The organism is Bradyrhizobium sp. 41S5 (genome assembly GCF_011516665.3).
Lineage (GTDB): Bacteria > Pseudomonadota > Alphaproteobacteria > Rhizobiales > Xanthobacteraceae > Bradyrhizobium > Bradyrhizobium quebecense.
Map to the genome: position 1 here is coordinate 6,505,407 of NZ_CP083721.1, position 18,264 is coordinate 6,523,670.

An 18,264-nucleotide genomic window follows, 5' to 3' on the forward strand; every position below is an offset into this window, starting at 1 on the left:
GGCCGGGACCCATACTCCGCGGCGGATGTTGTCGACGGGCCTCGTCATTCCACTGACACGCAACAATGACCATCGGTGCTTATGGGTCCCGGCCTTCGCCGGGACGACGCTGGACGGTTATCGTCGTACGAATCAGCTCCTCACGCATACTCCGGCAGCTTCGCGGCGGCCTCGGGGGTGTTGCCGCGGATCATGTCAGAGGCCTTGTCGGCGATCATCAAGGTCGAGGCGTTGAGGTTGGCTGAGATCATCCGCGGCATAATCGAGGCGTCGATCACGCGCAGGCCCTCCATGCCATGGACCCGAAGCTGGTCGTCGACCACGGCCCAAGGCGCGTCGGCTGGGCCCATCCGGCAGGTGCAGCCGGGATGGAAGGTGGTGGTGCCGCGCTGGGTCGCGGCCGCGAGCAGTTCGTCGTCGCTCGTGACCTTCGGACCGGGAAAATCCTCATAGGCGAAATACGGCTTGAGCGGCTCGGAGGCGAGCAGCCGGCGCGCCAGCTTCATGCCGGCGACGACGACGCGGCGGTCGATCTCCTCGGCGAGATAATTGGTCTGGATGATCGGCGGCGCGAACGGATCGGCGGAGCGGATCCGGACATAGCCGCGGCTCTCCGGCCGCTGCTGCCATGAGGCCACCGTCATGCCGGGCTCGTCCTCGAGCTGGCCCTGCACGCCCTCCTTGTAGCTCGCCGGCGTGAAGGTGAGCTGCAAATCGGAGCTCTCGGTGGTCTCGCCGGAATGCCAGAAGCAGTAGACCATGGTCGGCGACAGCGACAGCAGGCCGCGCCGCGTCGTCGCCCATTTGATCGCCTCGCCCCACAGGCTGAGGCCGCGGCGAAGCTCGTTGATGGTCCGGATGTTCTTGACCCGGGCGACCGAACGCGGCGCGTAGTGATCCTGCAGGCCTTCGCCGACACCGGGCAGCGCGTGGCGCACCTCGATGCCGTGCGACCGCAACAGCTCGGGCGAACCGACGCCGGAGAGCTGCAACAGCTGCGGCGAGTTGTAGGCGCCGCCGGAGAGGATGACTTCCTTCGTGGCGCGGATCTCGAGCGGATCGCCGTGCTTGCCGCCGCGGTTGTAGCGCACGCCGACCGCGCGCTTGCCCTCGAAGATGATGCCGGTGACATGGGCATGCGTGCGCACGTCGACATTCGGCCGCTTCCGCGCCGGATGCAGGAACGCGGTCGCAGCGCTAACACGGCGGCCGTTCAGGATGGTGCGCTGGCAGTACGACACGCCCTCCTGGATCTGGCCGTTGTAATCAGGATTGCGCGGAATGCCGAGGCTGACCGCGCCCGCCATGAAGGCCTCGCAGAGCGGATCCTGCCAGTCCATCGTGGTGACGGTGAGATTGCCGTCGCGGCCGCGATAGGTGTCGTCACCCTCACCAATCCGACGCTCCATGCGCCGGAAGTACGGCAGCACGTCGGGATAGCCCCAGCCGCGATTGCCGAGCTGCGCCCAGGTGTCGAAGTCCTGGCGCTGGCCGCGGTTGTAGATGTGGCCGTTGATCGAGGACGAGCCGCCGAGCGTCTTGCCGCGCGGCGCGTAGATGCTGCGGCCGCCGGTGTAGGGACCGGGCTCCTGCTGGTAGGCCCAGTTCACGCTCTTCATGTGGAAAGTCTTGATGAAGCCGGCCGGCAGATGGATGTAGGGATGCCAGTCGCTCGGCCCCGCCTCGAGCACGCACACCTTCACAGCAGCGTCTTCACTCAACCGGTTGGTCAGCACGCTCCCGGCGGAGCCTGCGCCGATGATCACATAATCGAACGTTTCCATCGTCTCGCTTCTAGCGCCGACCAAGGTGTCAGCGCGGCTTTTCGTTGAGTTGATAGTTGAGATGCGCCTTTACCGTCGGCCATTCGCTGGCGATGATGCTGTAAACCACGGTGTCGCGCAACGTACCGTTGGGCGCGATCTGATGGCTGCGCAGGATGCCGTCCTGCTTGGCACCCAAACGCTCGATGCCGCGCCGGCTCTGGTGATTGAAGAAATGCGTGCGGAACTCGACCGCGATACAATCGAGCTTCTCGAAGGCATGTTGAAGCAGCAGCAGTTTGCACTGCGTGTTGACCGCGCTGCGCTGCACACGCTTGGCGTACCAGGTCGAGCCGATCTCGACGCGGCGGTTCGGCGTGTCGACGTTCATGTAGGTCGTCATGCCCGAGATCCGGCCGTCGGCATCGAACACCGTGAACGGCAGCATCGACCCGGCCGCCTGCAGGCCGAGCCTTCGGTCGATCTCCTTGGCCATATTATCCGGCTGCGGGATCGAGGTGTACCAGAGTTGAGAGAGATGGCCGTCCTTCACCGCTTCGACGAGGCCGTCGCGATGATCGTGCGAAAGTGGTTCGAGCCGCGCATGCGCGCCGCGAAGGGTGACCGGTTCAAGCCAGGGCATTTTGATTCCTTTCCGTCATTGCGAGGAGCGAAGCGAAGACTTGTCCGCCGAAGCCTTGGCAAAGGCGGAAGCAATCCATTCCCTCAGTGTTCGTGGCGGCATGGATTGCTTCGCTTCGCTCGCAATGACGTTCTTACGTCACTTGTTCAGAAAATTCAGCGGCAATCCGGGCCGCGACCAGTCCATCGCGATCAGTTCGCCCTTGCCGGACAGCGTGATGTAGGCGGTCTTCAGGTCGGGGCCGCCGAAGGCGATGTTGGTGGTGACGCGGTCGCCGGTCGGCACCTGTTCGACCACGGTGCCGTCGGGTGCGATCACCGAGATACAGCCCGAGATCAGCGTCGCGACGCAGACATTGCCCGATGCTTCGACCGCGAGCGAGTCGAACATCTGGTAGCCGCCAAGGCCCGCGATCGGCTTGCCGCGCTCGCCGCGATAGATCACGTCGCGCGGCTTGATGGTGCCGGGCTCGGACACCTCATAGGCCCACAGCCGCGCCGTCGGAGTCTCCGCGATGTAGACGGTCTTCTCGTCCGGCGACAGGCCAATGCCGTTGGCCGGCAGGATGCCGTGCACGGCCTCGACGATCTCGTTCATGCCGAGCTTCAGATAATAGAACGCGCCGACATCCATCTCGCGGGCGCGACGCTTGCCGAGATCGGAGAACCACAGGCCGCCCTGTCTGTCGAACACCAGGTCGTTCGGCCCACGCAGCTCATGCTCGCCGCACTTCGTCACCACGGTCTCGACCTTGCCGGATTGCAGATCGACGCACTGGATCGAGCCGCCGAGATAATCCTCCGGCTGCGGTCCCGGCATGATCATGTTTCGGGTCGGGATCCAGGAGAAGCCGCCATTGTTGCAGACGTACATCTTGCCGTCGGGGCCGAGCGCCGCGCCATTCGGGCCGCCCGGCACCTTGGCGACGATCTCCTTGCGCCCGTCGGGATAAACCCTGGTCAGCCGCTGGCCGCGGATTTCGACCAGCACGACCGAACCGTCGGGCATCACGACGGGACCTTCGGGAAACTCGAGATCGGTGGCGAGTACGCGGATATTGGCCATGGCATCCTCCCGGCTCATTGGCTGCAGGCGGATTCCGAACGGTCCCGCACGCGCAACGTTGTTGTTTCATCCTGTTATGGCAAACGGGGTTTGGCTTGCCAAGCAATCAGGGGCGCAACGCTGCCCGGCGTTGGCGTCGCGGTGCCAATCTCGCTCGCTGTCACGCAGAATAGCCACGGTTCATCACCCGCGCATGCGGGTGATCCGAGCCGGGCGATGACAGTTGAAGTTGGGGACGCGGCCTCGCGTTCTCGCCGCACCTCTCCTTTCATTCCGGGGCGTGCGAAGCACGAGCCCGGAATCTCGAAGGAGAGGGAGCCGCAGGCCGCGCGATCGCGTCAGCTCAGCGCACCCGCATGTACCCACCAGCCGGGGTGAGCGGCGCGAAGCTGTTCGCCGGCGGCCTCGGCATCGGTGTCGGTTCCGAACACCGCAAAGCAGGTCGCGCCGGAGCCCGACATGCGCGCCAGGCGAACGTCCTTGGTCGCACGCAGCGCGGACAAGACGTCGCTGATGACGGGCTCGATGCGCGCGGCCGGGGCCTCGAGATCGTTGGTGCCGCGCGCAAGTGCGGCGATCCAGTCGTCGACCGCGCGGCCGGCCTCCGGCCAGGACGGCGCCTGCATCATGACATCGGTGGCGCCGATCAAAAGCTCGCCATGGCGCAGGCCAAGCGCATTGAAGACATCCTTGGTCGCAACCGGCACGCGCGGATTGACCAGCACGCACGGCATTCTCGGCAGGTCGAGCGGCAACAGGCCCTCGCCGACGCCGGTCATGTCGCAGGCGCGCGAGGCGACGCACACCGGCACGTCGGCACCTGTCTGCAGCGCGACCTCCATAATCCTGCTATCGTCGAGCGAGAGTTCGTTGAGCCGCGCCAGCAGCCGCAGCACGGCCGCGGCATCCGCCGAGCCGCCGCCGATGCCGGCCGCGACCGGCAGCACCTTCTCCAGCGTGAAGTGGCCGACCTCGAGGTCCGCGACGCGCTCGCCGAGCAGCCGCGCGGCCTTGAGCACCAGATTATCAGATGTATCGCCGCAGGCATCGGCCAGCGGCCCCGCCATCGAGAGCGACAGTTCGGGCCCCGGCTCGAGCGTGAGACGATCGGCGCAATCGGCAAACGCGACGACGCTCTCCAGGTCGTGAAACCCATCGACGCGCCGCCCGACAACCCTCAGCGTCAGGTTGACCTTGGCACGCCCTTCTTCAATCAGCGCCGGCACGGCGATAAACCCCTAAAGACAAACATCGTGCTGCGATTAGCGTAAATCGCCTCACGATCCTATCCCTTTGTTTGCACGGAAATTCCGGGGCTATGCCGGCCCAAGCGCCGCATCCGCCGCCGTCGTCCCTGCGAAAGCAGGGACCCATACTCCGCGGCGGACGTTGTGAACGGGATTCGTCGTTCGGGCAGTCTGCAACAATACACACCGGTGGTTATGGGTCCCTGCTTTCGCAGGGACGACACCGAGTTTGCCGCACCCGCAAGCCCTAGCCGCCCTTGCCGTCGTCGTCCTTCTTCTTGTCGGCGGAGGCGGCGTTCGAGGTGTCGTCCGGCAGGCCGTTGTCGATCTTGGCCTGGATCTTCGGCAGCTCTTCCGGCTCGGGCTTGAGGTCGCGGGCATGCGCCCACTGGAACTTGGCTTCCAGCGTGCGGCCGACGCGCCAATAGGCGTCGCCGAGATGGTCGTTGATGGTCGGATCTTCCGGCTTCAGGTCGATCGCGCGCTCGAGGTTCTTCACCGCCTCGTCGTAATTGCCGATCCGGTAATAGGCCCAGCCGAGGGAATCGACGATGTAGCCGTCGTCAGGGCGCTGATCGACGGCACGCTTGATCATCTTCATGCCTTCGTCGAGGTTGATGCCCTGGTCGATCCAGGAATAGCCGAGATAGTTCAGCACATGCGGCTGCTCGGGCTGCAGCTCGAGCGCCTTGCGCATGTCGGCCTCGGCCTTTTTCCACTGCTTGGAGCGCTCCTCGCAGATGCCGCGGTAGTAATAGGTGACCCAGGCGTTCTTGTCGCCGCCAGCGGCCGGCAGCGCATCGATCGCCTGCGAATAGGTGGTGGCGCAGTCGGCGAACTTCTTGCGGCCGCGCTCGATGTTGCCGAGCGCGAGGATCGCCTCGATGTCCTTCGGCTGATCGGCGGTGACTTCCTTGAGGATCTTGATCGCCTCGTCGCTGCGGTCGGCGGCGTCGAGATTGGTCGCAAGCTGGATCTGCGCGTTGCGCTTCAGCGGCGAGGACGCCGGCATCCGCTCGTAGACCTTGATCGCCATCTGCGGCTTCTTCACCGATTCATAGAGATCGGCGAGCGACAGCAGCGCCAGCGGATGGTTCGGCTGCAGATAGAGCGCGAGCTGCAGATAGACCAGCGCGAGGTCCTCGCCGCCGCGGCGGGTCAGCGTCGCGCCGATGCCGTACAGCGCCTCGGCGGCGCCGGCCTGCGGTGAATCGATCAGCGGCGGCAGCTTCTTGCCGGCCTTGGTTTCCTTGATGCCTTCCAGCACCAGCGGATGACGCGGCAGCTTCTTGTCGAACGCCTCGTACATCGCGGTCGCGGCGGCGGCATCCTTGTTGCGCGAGGTCCAGCGCGCATATTCGTCGACCGTGCGCAGCATCGAATCGTCGAGCTTGTAGACCTTCTCGAAGCGGGCGCCGGCATCCTTCTCCTTGCCGGACAGCTCGTAGATCATGCCGGCGTGCAGATCCTTGAAGATCGGATACCACTCGGGGCCGGTCAGCTTGTCGATCGAGGCGACCGCACCCTTGCTGTCGCCGGCGCCATAGGCCGCCCAGGCCGACAGCAGCGTCGCCACCAGATCGGTGATCGGTCCGCGCACCGACTGGTTGATGTTGGACTGCGCGGCGGCGTATTTCTTCAGCTTGAGGTCGCGCACGCCGACGACGAGGCGGGCGACGCGGTTGGCCTTGTCCTGGGTCAGGATGCGGTCGGCGAGCTTCACCGCCTCCTCGATATCGCCGTCGGCGAGCGAGGAGATGAAGGCGCGATCGAGCAGTTCGGAATTCTTCGGATCGGTGCGTAGCGCCGAGCGGTAGAACGCCGCGGCCGAGGTCGCATCGCGCTCGACACTGGCGTGGCGAGCGGCGAGATAGCTGCCGGCGGTGGTCAGCGACTTCAGGTCGGTCTTGCTCGGGAATTGCGCGGCATTGTCGGTCGGATGGTCGGGCGTCTGCGCCGACAGCTGCGCAGGCACGGCGAGCGCCGCGGCAGCAAGAACGGCAATCGTCAGGCGGTTGAAACGGGTGGACAGCATCACGGTCGCCTTGCTCCAGGGGTTTAAGGCCACGAAGGATTTACGGCCAAGATCTTCGCGACAAGGTCTTGCGATCAGTCTCAAAATGCGAACCCAAGCGGCGGCATCACGGCGAGCGACAATGCCGCTTTTGGCGTTTATCCGCAAGGATCGCCCAAAGGTAACCCATGCCGAATCGATTGGCAGATTAGGCCGTTAGGCCTGCCGATCCAGCCACCCCACCGCAAGACCCTCCCACTATGGCGGTATCGTGACCGGCCCCGGCATATTCGCGTGCGGAAGCATAAAGCGCCTCGGGAGGCTCGCCACGCGGCCAGTTCCACCTCTCCCCTTGTGGGGAGAGGTCGGAATTCAAGCGAAAGCTTGAATTCCGGGTGAGGGGTTCAGGTCTATCCGTCGGTCGAAGTCCCTCGATGGACCGGTACCTCACCCGGATTGCATCTGTCGATGCAATCCGGCCTCTCCCACAAGGGGAGAGGCCAAGCGCAGGTTGCGGCGCAGACGCAATCTACCTCACGCAAATGTGGTCGGTCGCGTCAGCCTTACCTTGGGCTTACATCGCCTCGTAGTTCGGTCCGCCGCCGCCCTCCGGAGGAACCCAGGTGATGTTGCCGTTGGGGTCCTTCACGTCGCAGGTTTTGCAGTGGACGCAGTTCTGGGCGTTGATCTGGAAGCGCGGGCCTGCCGATTCCTCGACCCACTCATAGACACCGGCCGGGCAATAGCGGTTGGAGGGACCGGCGAACACGTCGTGCTCCGACGTCTTCTGCAGGTTCATGTCGGCGACCTTGAGATGGACCGGCTGGTCCTCCTCGTGGTTGGTGTTGGACAGGAACACCGACGACAGCTTGTCGAAGGAGATCTTGCCGTCCGGCTTCGGATAGGCGATCGGCTGGTGCTGCTTCGACGGATCGAGCGTCTTGCGGTCGGGCTTGGCGTGCGACTGGGTGCCGAACAGCGAGAAGCCGAGCGTGTTGCACCACATGTCGAAGCCGGAGAGCGCCATTCCGAGCAGGTTGCCGAACTTCGACAGCAACGGCTTGGCGTTGCGGACCTTGAACAGGTCCTTGCCGATCGCGGACGAGCGCCAGGCGTTTTCATACTCGACGAGTTCGTCATTGGCGCGTCCGGCGCCGAGGGCGGCCGCGACATGCTCGGCGGCGAGCATGCCGGAGCCCATCGCATTGTGGACGCCCTTGATGCGCGGGACGTTGACGAAGCCGGCCGCGCAGCCGATCAGCGCGCCACCGGGGAAAGAGAGCCGCGGCACCGACTGGTAGCCGCCCTCGGTGATGGCGCGCGCACCATAGGCGAGCCGCTTGCCGCCCTCGAACAGCTCGCGGATATCGGGATGCGTCTTCATGCGCTGGAATTCGTCGAACGGCGACAAGTACGGATCGTTGTAGTTGAGATGCACGACGAAGCCGACCGCGACGCGGTTGTCGTCGTAGTGATAGAGGAACGAGCCGCCGCCGGTCTTGTCGTTCAGCGGCCATCCCAGCGTATGCTGAACCCGTCCCTTGCGGTGCTTGTCCGGATCGATCTGCCAGACCTCCTTCAGCCCGATGCCGAATTTCGGCGGCTCAGAGTTGGCGTCGAGCTTGAACTTCGCGATCAGCTGCTTCGACAGCGAGCCGCGCGCGCCTTCGGCGAACAGCGTGTACTTGCCGAGCAGCTCCATGCCGCGGGTGTAGGAATCCTTGTGGCTGCCGTCCTTGGCGATGCCCATGTCGCCGGTCGCGATGCCGCGCACCGCGCCCTTGTCGTCATAGAGCACCTCGGTGGCGGCGAAGCCCGGATAGATCTCGACGCCGAGCGCTTCCGCCTTCGGTGCCAGCCAGCGGCAGACATTGCCGAGCGAGCCGATATAGTTGTGATGATTGTGCATCAACGGCGGCATGATGAAGTTCGGAATGCGGAACCAGCCTTGCGACGTCGTCCAGTAGAAGCGGTCTTCCTTGACCTGCGTCTTCAGCGGACAGTCCGCGTCCTCGCGCCAGTCCGGGATCAACTTGTCGAGCGACACCGGATCGATCACCGCACCCGACAGGATGTGCGCGCCGACCTCGGAGCCCTTCTCCACCACGACGATCGAGAGCTCGGGATTGAGCTGCTTCAGCCGGATCGCGGCCGACAGGCCCGAGGGGCCGGCGCCGACGATGACGACATCGAATTCCATAGACTCGCGCGGGGGAAGGTCTTCAGCACTCATGATCCTGGTCTCAGCCCATTGAGAACGCTTCTAAGCTTTTCAAAAGTCGTTGTTTCCGATTTTTGGCGGAAGGACAACCATGGAATTGCGCTTCCATGGCTTTGCACGGCCCGGATACCGCAGAGAATAATCTTTTCCGAAATCGAGCCTCCACTTTTCTCCTCCATGCTCTAGATTACAGCCATCATGGCCCTGACGCCCGAGCCCACCCCTACACTGCAGCAATTGCTGGCCTTTTACCTCGAGGCCGGGGTCGATTGCGCGCTTGGCGACGAGCCGATCAACCGGCTGGAAGAGCCCGAGCCAGTTCCCGCCCCCGCCGCGCCGCGTCCCGCTGCACTCAATCCGCTGCGCCCGCCACCGATGCCCGCCGTTCCGCGCAGCGAAATCACCATCGCGCCGGACGCCGCAATCGCCTCGGCGCGCGAGGCCGCACGCACCGCGCCGACGCTTGAAGCCTTGCGCACGCTGATGGAGACATTCGACGGCTGCGCGCTGAAGCACACCGCGACCCGGCTGGTGTTCGCCGATGGTAATCCACAGGCGCGCGTGATGTTCGTCGGCGAGGCGCCGGGCCGCGACGAGGACATCGAGGGGCTACCGTTCGTCGGCCGCTCCGGCAAGCTGCTCGACCGCATGATCGCAGCGATCGGGCTCGATCGCAGCAAGGCCTATATCGCCAACGTCATCCCGTGGCGGCCGCCGGGCAACCGCACGCCGACGCCGCAGGAGACGCTTGTGTGCCTGCCCTTCATCCAGCGCCATATCGAATTGGTGAATCCCGACGTGCTGGTGACACTCGGCAATCCCTCGACGCAGGCGCTGCTCGGCACGCGCGAGGGCATCATGCGCACGCGCGGCAAATGGATCGACTACGACACCGGCACGCGCACGATCCGCGCCGTCGCCACCTTCCATCCGGCCTATCTGTTGCGCTCGCCGTCCTACAAGCGGTTGTCGTGGCAGGATCTGCGCGCGATCGCGAAGGTGCTTGCTTCGTAGGATGGCTAGAGCGCAGCGAAACCCATCATCGTGCCGCGAATGAGTTGATGGGTTTCGCTTCGCTCTAGCCATCCTACAAATCTACGGATCCCTACGCCTTCGGCCGCACGATCGCCCAGCCGATCCGCAGCACCGGCTGCCGGCCGTTGACCAGCCGGTCGAACGAGCGCGGCACTTCCGGCACCAGGCCGGGGAAACGCTGCGCGAGTTCGGGCGGCGGCGTGCCGGCGGTGTCCTGCGCGCGCCAGACCACGACGCCGCCGGTCTCGTTGAATTTTGCCACCGGCAGCCACGGCGTCCGTTGCGGAGCGGCGTCGAGCAAAAGATGCGGACGGCGCCCGTTCATCGCAATCAGGCTGGCGAGTTCGGGATCACCGGCGACCGCGCGCAGGCGCTGGTTGGTGCGGCGTTCATAGCTGTCGTCGAAGAAACGTCCTATCGCGGCTGCCGGCAGCGAGGTCGGCACCTCGGTGGTGCTGGTCCAGGGCAGGAACAGCGCCGCCGCCAGTGCGACCGCGGCGGGCGCAGCGACAGCGAAGGCCCACACCGAGCGCAACAGCCGCTGCCGCCTGAGATGGATCAGATCGCCGGTCGCGACGACGACCGCGAGGCCCGACATCAGGAGCGCCACGCCGGCGCCGCCGAAGGCGCGATCCAGATCGAACAGCCCGGAGACGAAGCTGCTCACGATCGCCGGCGCGAACGCGAAGAAATAAACGAAGTGCTGCGCCAGCGGACTGACCGGCGGACGGTAGATGATCGGGGCATCCTCACGGTCGCGGGCGAACCAGCGCGAATTGAGGATCGCCAGCAGCACGATCGCACCCGTCGCCACGATCAGCCCGCCGAGCACGACACCCCAGCGCAGCGCGCGCGCCTTGAGATCGGCAGCCGCGGGCAATGCCGGCAGCGCCAGCACGTCGGCGCGGACCAGCCAGATCAGATAGGGCAGCGCCAGCACGATGATGACCAGCAGCGCATAGAGGGGATCGACCGCGCGCAGCGTGCGGCGCCCGCGCTCGGTAGCAAGCGCAAAGCCGACCACGAGCAGGATCATGCCGAGTGCCGCCGGCGTCGTCAGCAGCAGCAGGCCGCAATCGATCGACCAGGCGAACCAGGCGGCGCGCCGATCCTGCCCGATCAATTGCCAGGAATGCAGCAGCAGGAGCGCCCACAGCGGACGCGCCAGGATCAGCGGACCGAACTCGACGCTCGGCGAGGAGAACACCACGACCGTCATCGACAGCAGCACCGCCAGCACGCCCTGCGGACCGCCGACGATGGCGCGCGCCAATTGGTAGTAGGCGATGAAGGTGGCGATCTCGCAGACCTGTGCCAGCAGATAGACGCCGAACACGTGATTGCCGGCGGCGCGGAAGGCGATGTCGGCGAGCCAGAATGCGAGCGGCGGCCCCATGTCGGTGCCGACCTGATATTCGCGGCCGAAGGCGAGGACGGTGGCGAGATTGCCGGGCGGGCTGCCGTAGAAGATCAGCGGCACGAGTAGCCAGATCGCGGCCTGCACCAGCACCACGACCCACACCACGAGGCGCGGCCGGGCGCGGATCAGTTCGACAACCAGGGAGGTAAACCGCATGAAACGCCTGAAATGCCCCAGCCACCTCGTCAGCGGCACCATCTGATCCCTGTGGAGTTGATAACGGGCGGCGGCGGGAGAGGCAACCGGAGCCGATGAGCCTACCGTGCAAAGCCAAACACAGATGTCATGCTCCGCGAAGGCGGGGCATCCAGTACGCCGCGGCCGTTGGGCCTAGGCACAGCTGTCTCTGGAATACTGGATCCCCGCGTGCGCGGGGATGACGAGTGGGGATGATCGGCGCGGTCGCGCTATGCCGCCGCCGATGCCGCGGCTTTGCTTTCGGCGTCCACCATGAACAGGTCGGGCTCGGCCGGGACCGGGAAGTGCTTCAGCCGCGCGGCGACGACCGGCGCGAAGAAGCTGCGGTGATGGGTGCTGGGGCCGAGCCGGTCCAGCGCCTCGAGGTGCTCGGGGACGCCATAGCCCTTGTGCTGCTCGAAACCGTAGCCGGGGCAATCCAGCGCCAGCGCGCACATCAGGCGGTCGCGCGTCACCTTGGCAACGATCGAGGCCGCCGCGATCGAGGCCACAATACCGTCGCCGCCGATCACGGCATCACAGTTGCAGGGGGTCGCGAGCTTGTCGCGGCCGTCGACGAAGACGTGTTTCGGCATTTCCGGCAGCGCATGGACGGCGCGCGCCAGCGCCCACAGCGAGGCGCGCAGGATATTGTCACGGTCGATTCGCGCCGGCGAGGCCACCGCGACCGAGAACGCTGCGGTGGCGCAGATTTCCTCGAACAGTTCCTCGCGGCGCTCGGCGGTCAGCCGCTTGGAATCATCGAGGCCCTTGGGAACGCGAGCGGGGTCGAGCACCACGGCGGCGGCGACCACGGGACCTGCCAGCGGGCCGCGACCGGCCTCGTCGCAGCCGGCGACCGGCCAGACGCCCCGCTTGATCAGCGCGCGCTCGCGCCGAAAGCTCGGCCGCGTCACGGCGATGACGCGCTTGTCCGGCCCGGCTGATTTGGCCGACACCGTCTTCGACGCCGTCTTTGGCATGCTTTTGGCTTTATCCCGAATCATGCGGGGATGGTGATCAAGCCGGCTCTCCCGCGCAACCGGGAACTCGGCGCCCTTCCCCGCTATTCAATTCGGCTCGCCCTAATCCGGGATCGACACCCGCCCGTTATCGAGAACCTCGAAGCCCGGCGCCCGCACCACTTCCCAGGCGTGGCCGTCGGGATCGCCGAAATAGCCGCAATAACCGCCATAGCTTGTCGACTGCGCGGGCTTGAGCAATGTGGCGCCTTTCGACAGCGCGAATGCCATCACGCGATCGACCTCGGCATCGTCGTTGCAGTTCCAGGCAACCGCAACGCCGCGGAACGCTGAAGGCCGCGGCTGATCCGGCAACCCGGCGTCGTCGGCGAGCAGATGCCATGGGAACAGCCCGAGCACGCTGCCGCCGGTCTCGAAGAAGGCAACCTCCTCGCCGGTCGCGCGCATCTTTCTGGTGAAGCCGAGCGATTCGTAAAAGGAGATGCTGGCGCGCATGTCGCTGACGCCGAGCGTGAGGACGGTAAAGCGGGCGGTCGGGGCGTTACTCATGTTTGCACTCACTGTTTTGACTTCTTCTTCGTAGCCCGGATGGAGCGAAGCGTAATCCGGGAAAGTTTTGGCCGCGGATGCGAGGCCCGGGATTTCGCTGCACTGCATCCGGGCTACGGGCCTCCACTAGAACAAGCTCAGCTGCTGCCCGCTGCGTTTCGGCTTGGCGAAGTGATCGGTGGTCAGCTTGGTGCGCCGCTTGTTGAGGCCGAGCTTTTCGCACGCGATCTCGAAACGGCGGCCGATCATCCAGGCCATCGGGCCGGTGCCCTTCATCCTTGTGCCCCATTGCGAGTCGTAGTCGCGGCCGCCGCGCATGTCGCGGATCAGCGTGAAGACGTGGCGATAGCGGTCGGGATAGTTCGCCATCAGCCATTCGCGGAACAGATCGCGCACCTCGAGCGGCAGCCGCAACAGCACGTAGCTCGCCTCCCTGGCGCCGGCATGGGCGGCGGCATCGAGGATGCGCTCGATCTCGGAATCGTTCAGCGCCGGGATCACGGGCGCGACCATCACCGTGGTCGGGATGCCGGCGTCAGCGAGCCGCTTGATCGCCTCGAGCCGCTTCGACGGGGTCGAGGCGCGCGGCTCCATGGTGCGGGCGAGTTTCGGGTCGAGCGTCGTCACCGAGAGCGCGACCTTGGCGAGATTGCGCTTGGCCATCCGCGCCAGGATGTCGATGTCGCGGGTCACCAGCGCCGACTTGGTGACGATGCCGACCGGATGCCCGGCACGCTCAAGCACCTCGAGGATGCCGCGCATGATCTTCCGTTCGCGCTCGATCGGCTGATAGGGATCGGTGTTGGTGCCGATCGCGATCATCCGCGCCTCGTAATCGGGCGCCGCCAGCTCCTTCTCGAGCAGCGCCGGCGCATCCGGCTTGGCGAACAGCTTGGATTCGAAGTCGAGTCCCGGCGACAGGCCGAGATAGGCGTGGGTCGGCCGCGCGAAGCAATAGACGCAGCCATGCTCACAGCCGCGATAGGGGTTGATCGAGCGGTCGAAGCCGATATCGGGCGAGTCGTTGGGGGTGATCACCTTGCGCGAGGTGTCGAGCGCCACGCTGGTCGAAAACGGCGGCAGGTCTTCGAGGCTCTGCCAGCCGTCGTCGAAGGCAACCCGCGCCTCGGCTTCGTAGCGGCCGCTGGCGTTGGACTGCGCGCCGCGGCCGCGCCGCCGCTCGCGCTCGATCGCGACCGCAAGCTCGGGAAAAGGGGCAGGAACAGGTGAAGGTGCACCCGCCGGGTTATCGGAGGGCGCCGTTACCGGCGGGTGCTTGAGGGCATGAGAGGATGCTCGGCTCATGTTATGAAGCTAGCACAGCCTTAGAACAAATCAAGAACACCAGCCGAGAAAATCCACAAAGTGATGGCGTAAAAATCTGCAGGCGAACAGGCTGCTTTGAATATGACAAGGTGATAACACGGCCGGAGTTTCTCCACCGTTTGAGCCATCGAAGCCTCAAAATCATGCTGAGCGTGATCATCCCCACCGACGGAGTCGAGCGCACCGCGGTCGCAACGCTCGCGGCGCTGGTGCCGGGCGCGGCCGCCGGCGTCATCCGGGAGGTGCTGCTGGTCGACCGCACCAACAGCGACGTGATGGAGCGCGTTGCCGACATCGCCGGCTGTCACTTCCTGCGTTTCGAGGGCACGCGCGCCGCGGCGCTCGCCGCAGGCGCGCGGCAGGCGCGTTCGCCCTGGCTGATGTTCCTGCATCCGGGCGCGGTGCTCGACGCCGGCTGGATCGAGGAGACCACCCAGTTCATCCAGATGGTGGCGGCAAGCGGCAAGGACCGCGCCGGGATATTCCGCTACGCCCGCGCGCCCTATACCGACCCCGGCCTGCGCGACGGCCTCAAATTCGTCGCCCGCATGATCGCCGGCCCCTCGGCCGAACAGGGCCTCCTGATCGCGCGCGAGCATTATGAGCGGATCGGCGGCTACCGGCCGGACGCCCGCCGCTCCGAGGCGCGGCTGCTGCGCCGGCTCGGCCGCTCCTCCCGCACCATGCTGCGCAGCCGGATCATGGTGGCGTAGGGCATACTCAAGCGAAGCAGGCACCGGTTCGCGCGAAGAAAACGCGTCAGAAAGCGCTTGCGGATTATTTGATTCCGTCAAATAATATGTTTGATGAAATCAAACTCCCATGACACCGCCCTCGATAGCCAGGTCGCCGCGGTCCGCGGCTTCAGCCGGTTCTATACCCGCAAGCTCGGCATCATCGAGCCGAAGCTGCTGCACTCGACATTCACGCTGCAGGAAGCGCGAATCATCTACGAGCTCGCCCATCGCGCGAACTGCACCGCGACCGACCTGGTGCGCGATCTCGACCTCGATGCCGGCTTCGTCAGCCGGACGCTGGCGGCACTGCAGCGCCGCCAGATCGTGACCCGCAAGCCGTCAAAGGCCGACAGGCGCGTCAACGAGGTGGCCCTGACCGCCAAGGGCCGCACTGCTGCCGCTGATCTCGACCGCCGCTCGCGCAGCGAGGTCGGGGCGCTGCTCAAGCAGATGGACGGCAACCGGCGTGCGGCCGTGGTGCGTGCCATGAGCACGATCGAGCAGTCGCTGGAGCCGCCGGCCGAGAAGCCAGTGGGTTTCCTGTTGCGCAGCCATCGCATCGGCGACATGGGCTGGGTGATCTCGCAACAGGGGCGCGTCTACGCGGAGGAGTATGGCTGGGACATCAGTTACGAGGCACTGGTGGCCGAGATCTGCGCGCAGTTTCTGCGATCGTTCGATCCGGACCGTGAGCATTGCTGGATCGCGGAGGTCGACGGCGAGCCGGTCGGCTCGGTCTTCCTGGTCAACGGCGGCGACGGGGTCGCCAAGCTGCGGCTGCTGGCGGTGGAGGAGAAGGCGCGCGGGCTCGGCGTGGGCCACGCGCTGGTCGAGCAATGCATCCGCTCCGCACGCGAGATGGGCTATAAGAAGATGACGCTGTGGACCCAGAGCATCCTGCTCGCCGCGCGCGGTATCTATGCGCGTGCCGGCTTTCAGCGGGTCAAGGAAGAGAAGCACCACAGCTTTGGCGTCGACCTGATCGGGGAAACCTGGGAGCTGGATTTATAAGCGTCACGCTCTCCGGCGTCATTCCCCGATGCGCAATTGCGCATCGGGGAATGACGCCGGAGAGATATGATGGCTAAGCGCTCGCCCCCTTCGCCTTCGGGCGGCGCAAATGTTCATCCAGCCGCGGCATGATCTCGACGAAATTGCAGGGCCGCGTGCGGTAGTCGAGCTGCGCGGCCAGGATGCCGTCCCAGCCATCGCGGCAGGCGCCGGGCGAACCGGGCAGGCAGAAGATGAAGGTCGCGCCGGCAACACCGGCGGTGGCGCGGCTCTGGATCGTCGACGCCCCGATCTTGGCATGGCTCAGCATGTGGAAGGCGATCGAAAAGCCGTCCATCCGCTTCTCGAACAGCGGCTCGACCGCCTCCGGCGTCACGTCGCGCCCGGTAAAGCCGGTGCCGCCGGTGGTGATGACGGCATCGACGCCCGGGTCCGCAATCCAGCGCCTGATCACCGCACGGATCGCCTCGACGTCGTCGGTGACGATCTCGCGTGCCGCGAGCTTGTGGCCGGCCGCGGTGAGACGGTCGGCCAGCGTGGTGCCCGATTTGTCATCCGCCAGCGTGCGGGTGTCGGAAATCGTCAGCACCGCGATGTTGAGCGGAATGAAGGTTTTGGATTCGTCGGTCGACGACATGACAGTGCGCTCCTTCCGCACATTCCACCGTAATCCTGAGGTGCGCGCGTCAGCGCGCCTCGAAGGATGGGCCGCGGGCTCCGTCATCCTTCGAGGCGCGCCAAGAGGCGAGCACCTCAGGATGACGCCACTGGCGGCGGGCCACCATGACCCTCACGCCATCGCGACGGCGGCTACCCGCCCCCACCGAACGTGTTGCAGGCCTGCACCGTGCCCTGCTGGTAGCCGGTCATGAACCACTGCTTGCGCTGCGCGGCGGAGCCGTGGGTAAAGGAGTCGGGCACCACCCTGCCCGTCGCCTGCCGTTGCAGCGTGTCGTCGCCGATCGCGTTCGCCGTGGTGAGCGCGGCGTCGATGTCGCCGGCCTCGAGGAAGCCCAGCCGCTTCTTCTCCTCGCGGTTGACCCAGACGCCGGAGAGGCAATCGGCCTGCAACTCGACCTTGACCTGCAGCGCGTTGGCCTCGGCCTTGCTGCCGGCCTGCTGCTGCAGCCGGTTCACCCGCGGGATGATGCCGAGCAGGTTCTGGATGTGATGGCCGGCCTCGTGCGCGATGATATAGGCCGCAGTGAACTTGCAGGCGTTGCCCGAGCAGCCGCGGAAGCGCGTCTCGACCTCGCGGAAGAAGCCGGTGTCGAGAAAGATGGTCTTGTCCGGCGGGCAGTAGAACGGTCCCATCGCCGATTGCGCCATGCCGCAGCGGCCGCCATTGGTGGCATTACGGAACAGCACGATCTTCGGACCGGTGTAGGTCTGGCCCGAGGCCTGGAAGATCTCGCTCCAGCGATCGTCGATCTCGCCGAGGATGCCGGCGATCATGCTGCCCATCTCGTCGGTCGGCGCGCCGCGCTTGGCCTGCCCGCCCGATGACTGCCGATCGGTCTGATAGGTCGGCGCCTGGCCGCCGCCGGTGAGAATCTCGGCGCCGCCGATCAGGATGCGCGGATCGATGCCGAAGGCATAGCCGAGCAGGCCGAGCACGATGACCGTGCCGATGCCGAGCCCGCCACCGCCCATCGGAATCCCGAAGCCGCCACCACCGCCGCCGCCTCCGCTGTCGTCGCGACGGTCTTCGATATCGTCGCTGCGGCGGAAATCATCATAGCGCATGGCGGTTTCCCTTTATTCCAGTCGGCGCCCCATTGCGGGACACACCAACCTAAAATTTCCATTCTGTTAATCAATATCCTGCCCGGCAAAAATTGCCTAGTCCGCAGACGCGCATCCTTTGCAGTGCGAACCACTGCAAGCAGCAGCCAATTTACCGGCCGAATCGTGCCGGTTTGATGATCCGCAAAATTTTTCGCCGAATGCGCTGATGTTGCAGCACAACGCAAACGACAATGCGCCACGCCGTTCGAAAGCTGCTGCAATCTTTTGCATGAACATTTCCAATTAAGTCGATTTTTACTTTGCCGGGTCAATGTGGCGCCAGTC

15 protein-coding genes are annotated in these 18,264 nt (G+C 65.5%); 3 read left to right on the forward strand and 12 right to left on the reverse strand.

The window, feature by feature from the left end; genetic code table 11:
• Positions 1 to 140: 140 nt before the first annotated feature.
• From HAP47_RS31275 to HAP47_RS31300, 6 genes are all read right to left on the reverse strand, one after another.
• Positions 141 to 1,784, reverse strand: a complete 1,644-nt coding sequence (locus HAP47_RS31275) for a GMC family oxidoreductase (RefSeq protein WP_173641263.1) — start codon at positions 1,782 to 1,784, stop codon at positions 141 to 143.
• 28 nt (positions 1,785 to 1,812) lie between these two features.
• On the reverse strand, positions 1,813 to 2,406 hold the full coding sequence (locus HAP47_RS31280) for a GNAT family N-acetyltransferase (protein WP_173641262.1): 594 nt from the start codon (positions 2,404 to 2,406) through the stop codon (positions 1,813 to 1,815).
• 138 nt (positions 2,407 to 2,544) lie between these two features.
• Complete coding sequence (locus tag HAP47_RS31285; RefSeq protein ID WP_173641261.1) at positions 2,545 to 3,471, reverse strand: SMP-30/gluconolactonase/LRE family protein; 927 nt, start codon at positions 3,469 to 3,471, stop codon at positions 2,545 to 2,547.
• A 338-nt stretch (positions 3,472 to 3,809) separates the two neighbouring features.
• On the reverse strand, positions 3,810 to 4,697 hold the full coding sequence (locus HAP47_RS31290) for a 4-(cytidine 5'-diphospho)-2-C-methyl-D-erythritol kinase (protein WP_173641260.1): 888 nt from the start codon (positions 4,695 to 4,697) through the stop codon (positions 3,810 to 3,812).
• Positions 4,698 to 4,965: 268 nt separating this feature from the next.
• A complete protein-coding gene (locus HAP47_RS31295; protein ID WP_173641259.1) occupies positions 4,966 to 6,753 on the reverse strand; it encodes a tetratricopeptide repeat protein in 1,788 nt (595 codons plus the stop codon).
• Between the two features lie 553 nt (positions 6,754 to 7,306).
• Positions 7,307 to 8,965, reverse strand: coding sequence for an electron transfer flavoprotein-ubiquinone oxidoreductase (locus HAP47_RS31300; RefSeq protein ID WP_173641258.1), 1,659 nt, complete (start codon positions 8,963 to 8,965; stop codon positions 7,307 to 7,309).
• A 192-nt stretch (positions 8,966 to 9,157) separates the two neighbouring features.
• Between HAP47_RS31300 and HAP47_RS31305 the strand changes: the two genes are divergently transcribed.
• Entirely contained in the window at positions 9,158 to 9,967 is an 810-nt protein-coding gene (locus tag HAP47_RS31305; protein WP_173643037.1) for a uracil-DNA glycosylase, read from the forward strand.
• A gap of 91 nt (positions 9,968 to 10,058) precedes the next feature.
• Here HAP47_RS31305 and HAP47_RS31310 read toward each other — a convergent pair whose 3' ends face one another.
• The 4 genes from HAP47_RS31310 to HAP47_RS31325 form a co-directional block, all read right to left on the reverse strand.
• A complete protein-coding gene (locus tag HAP47_RS31310; RefSeq protein ID WP_173641257.1) occupies positions 10,059 to 11,564 on the reverse strand; it encodes a glycosyltransferase family 39 protein in 1,506 nt (501 codons plus the stop codon).
• 251 nt (positions 11,565 to 11,815) lie between these two features.
• Positions 11,816 to 12,592 (reverse strand): ribonuclease HII, encoded by a 777-nt coding sequence (locus HAP47_RS31315; RefSeq protein WP_173641256.1) that lies wholly within the window; start codon positions 12,590 to 12,592, stop codon positions 11,816 to 11,818.
• 78 nt (positions 12,593 to 12,670) lie between these two features.
• Positions 12,671 to 13,117, reverse strand: a complete 447-nt coding sequence (locus HAP47_RS31320) for a VOC family protein (protein WP_173641255.1) — start codon at positions 13,115 to 13,117, stop codon at positions 12,671 to 12,673.
• Positions 13,118 to 13,243: 126 nt separating this feature from the next.
• Positions 13,244 to 14,422: a PA0069 family radical SAM protein gene (locus HAP47_RS31325; protein WP_173641254.1), complete on the reverse strand. Its 1,179-nt coding sequence runs from the start codon at positions 14,420 to 14,422 to the stop codon at positions 13,244 to 13,246.
• Between the two features lie 164 nt (positions 14,423 to 14,586).
• Here HAP47_RS31325 and HAP47_RS31330 point away from each other — a divergent pair, with 164 nt between their 5' ends.
• Together HAP47_RS31330 and HAP47_RS31335 are read left to right on the forward strand one after the other, a co-directional pair.
• Positions 14,587 to 15,156, forward strand: a complete 570-nt coding sequence (locus HAP47_RS31330; RefSeq protein ID WP_173641253.1) for a glycosyl transferase — start codon at positions 14,587 to 14,589, stop codon at positions 15,154 to 15,156.
• A 93-nt stretch (positions 15,157 to 15,249) separates the two neighbouring features.
• On the forward strand, positions 15,250 to 16,191 hold the full coding sequence (locus HAP47_RS31335; RefSeq protein WP_173641252.1) for a bifunctional helix-turn-helix transcriptional regulator/GNAT family N-acetyltransferase: 942 nt from the start codon (positions 15,250 to 15,252) through the stop codon (positions 16,189 to 16,191).
• Between the two features lie 73 nt (positions 16,192 to 16,264).
• Here the strand turns inward: HAP47_RS31335 and moaB are convergent, their stop codons facing one another.
• Together moaB and ypfJ are read right to left on the reverse strand one after the other, a co-directional pair.
• The gene (gene moaB, locus HAP47_RS31340; RefSeq protein WP_173641251.1) at positions 16,265 to 16,828 is read right to left on the reverse strand and encodes a molybdenum cofactor biosynthesis protein B; all 564 of its coding nucleotides are present in this window, start codon (positions 16,826 to 16,828) and stop codon (positions 16,265 to 16,267) included.
• Positions 16,829 to 17,001: 173 nt separating this feature from the next.
• The gene (ypfJ, locus tag HAP47_RS31345; RefSeq protein ID WP_173641250.1) at positions 17,002 to 17,937 is read right to left on the reverse strand and encodes a KPN_02809 family neutral zinc metallopeptidase; all 936 of its coding nucleotides are present in this window, start codon (positions 17,935 to 17,937) and stop codon (positions 17,002 to 17,004) included.
• Positions 17,938 to 18,264 lie beyond the last annotated feature (327 nt).

Bases quoted from the DNA above. Each gene is read 5' to 3' on its own strand.
- HAP47_RS31315 (WP_173641256.1), bottom strand. From the start codon at position 12,592: ATGATTCGGGATAAAGCCAAAAGCATGCCAAAGACGGCGTCGAAGACG.
- HAP47_RS31285 (WP_173641261.1), bottom strand. From the start codon at position 3,471: ATGGCCAATATCCGCGTACTCGCCACCGATCTCGAGTTTCCCGAAGGT.
- HAP47_RS31320 (WP_173641255.1), bottom strand. From the start codon at position 13,117: ATGAGTAACGCCCCGACCGCCCGCTTTACCGTCCTCACGCTCGGCGTC.
- HAP47_RS31310 (WP_173641257.1), bottom strand. From the start codon at position 11,564: ATGCGGTTTACCTCCCTGGTTGTCGAACTGATCCGCGCCCGGCCGCGC.
- HAP47_RS31325 (WP_173641254.1), bottom strand. From the start codon at position 14,422: ATGAGCCGAGCATCCTCTCATGCCCTCAAGCACCCGCCGGTAACGGCG.
- ypfJ (WP_173641250.1), bottom strand. From the start codon at position 17,937: ATGCGCTATGATGATTTCCGCCGCAGCGACGATATCGAAGACCGTCGC.
- HAP47_RS31295 (WP_173641259.1), bottom strand. From the start codon at position 6,753: ATGCTGTCCACCCGTTTCAACCGCCTGACGATTGCCGTTCTTGCTGCC.
- moaB (WP_173641251.1), bottom strand. From the start codon at position 16,828: ATGTCGTCGACCGACGAATCCAAAACCTTCATTCCGCTCAACATCGCG.
- HAP47_RS31300 (WP_173641258.1), bottom strand. From the start codon at position 8,965: ATGAGTGCTGAAGACCTTCCCCCGCGCGAGTCTATGGAATTCGATGTC.
- HAP47_RS31275 (WP_173641263.1), bottom strand. From the start codon at position 1,784: ATGGAAACGTTCGATTATGTGATCATCGGCGCAGGCTCCGCCGGGAGC.
- HAP47_RS31335 (WP_173641252.1), top strand. From the start codon at position 15,250: ATGAAATCAAACTCCCATGACACCGCCCTCGATAGCCAGGTCGCCGCG.
- HAP47_RS31330 (WP_173641253.1), top strand. From the start codon at position 14,587: ATGCTGAGCGTGATCATCCCCACCGACGGAGTCGAGCGCACCGCGGTC.
- HAP47_RS31280 (WP_173641262.1), bottom strand. From the start codon at position 2,406: ATGCCCTGGCTTGAACCGGTCACCCTTCGCGGCGCGCATGCGCGGCTC.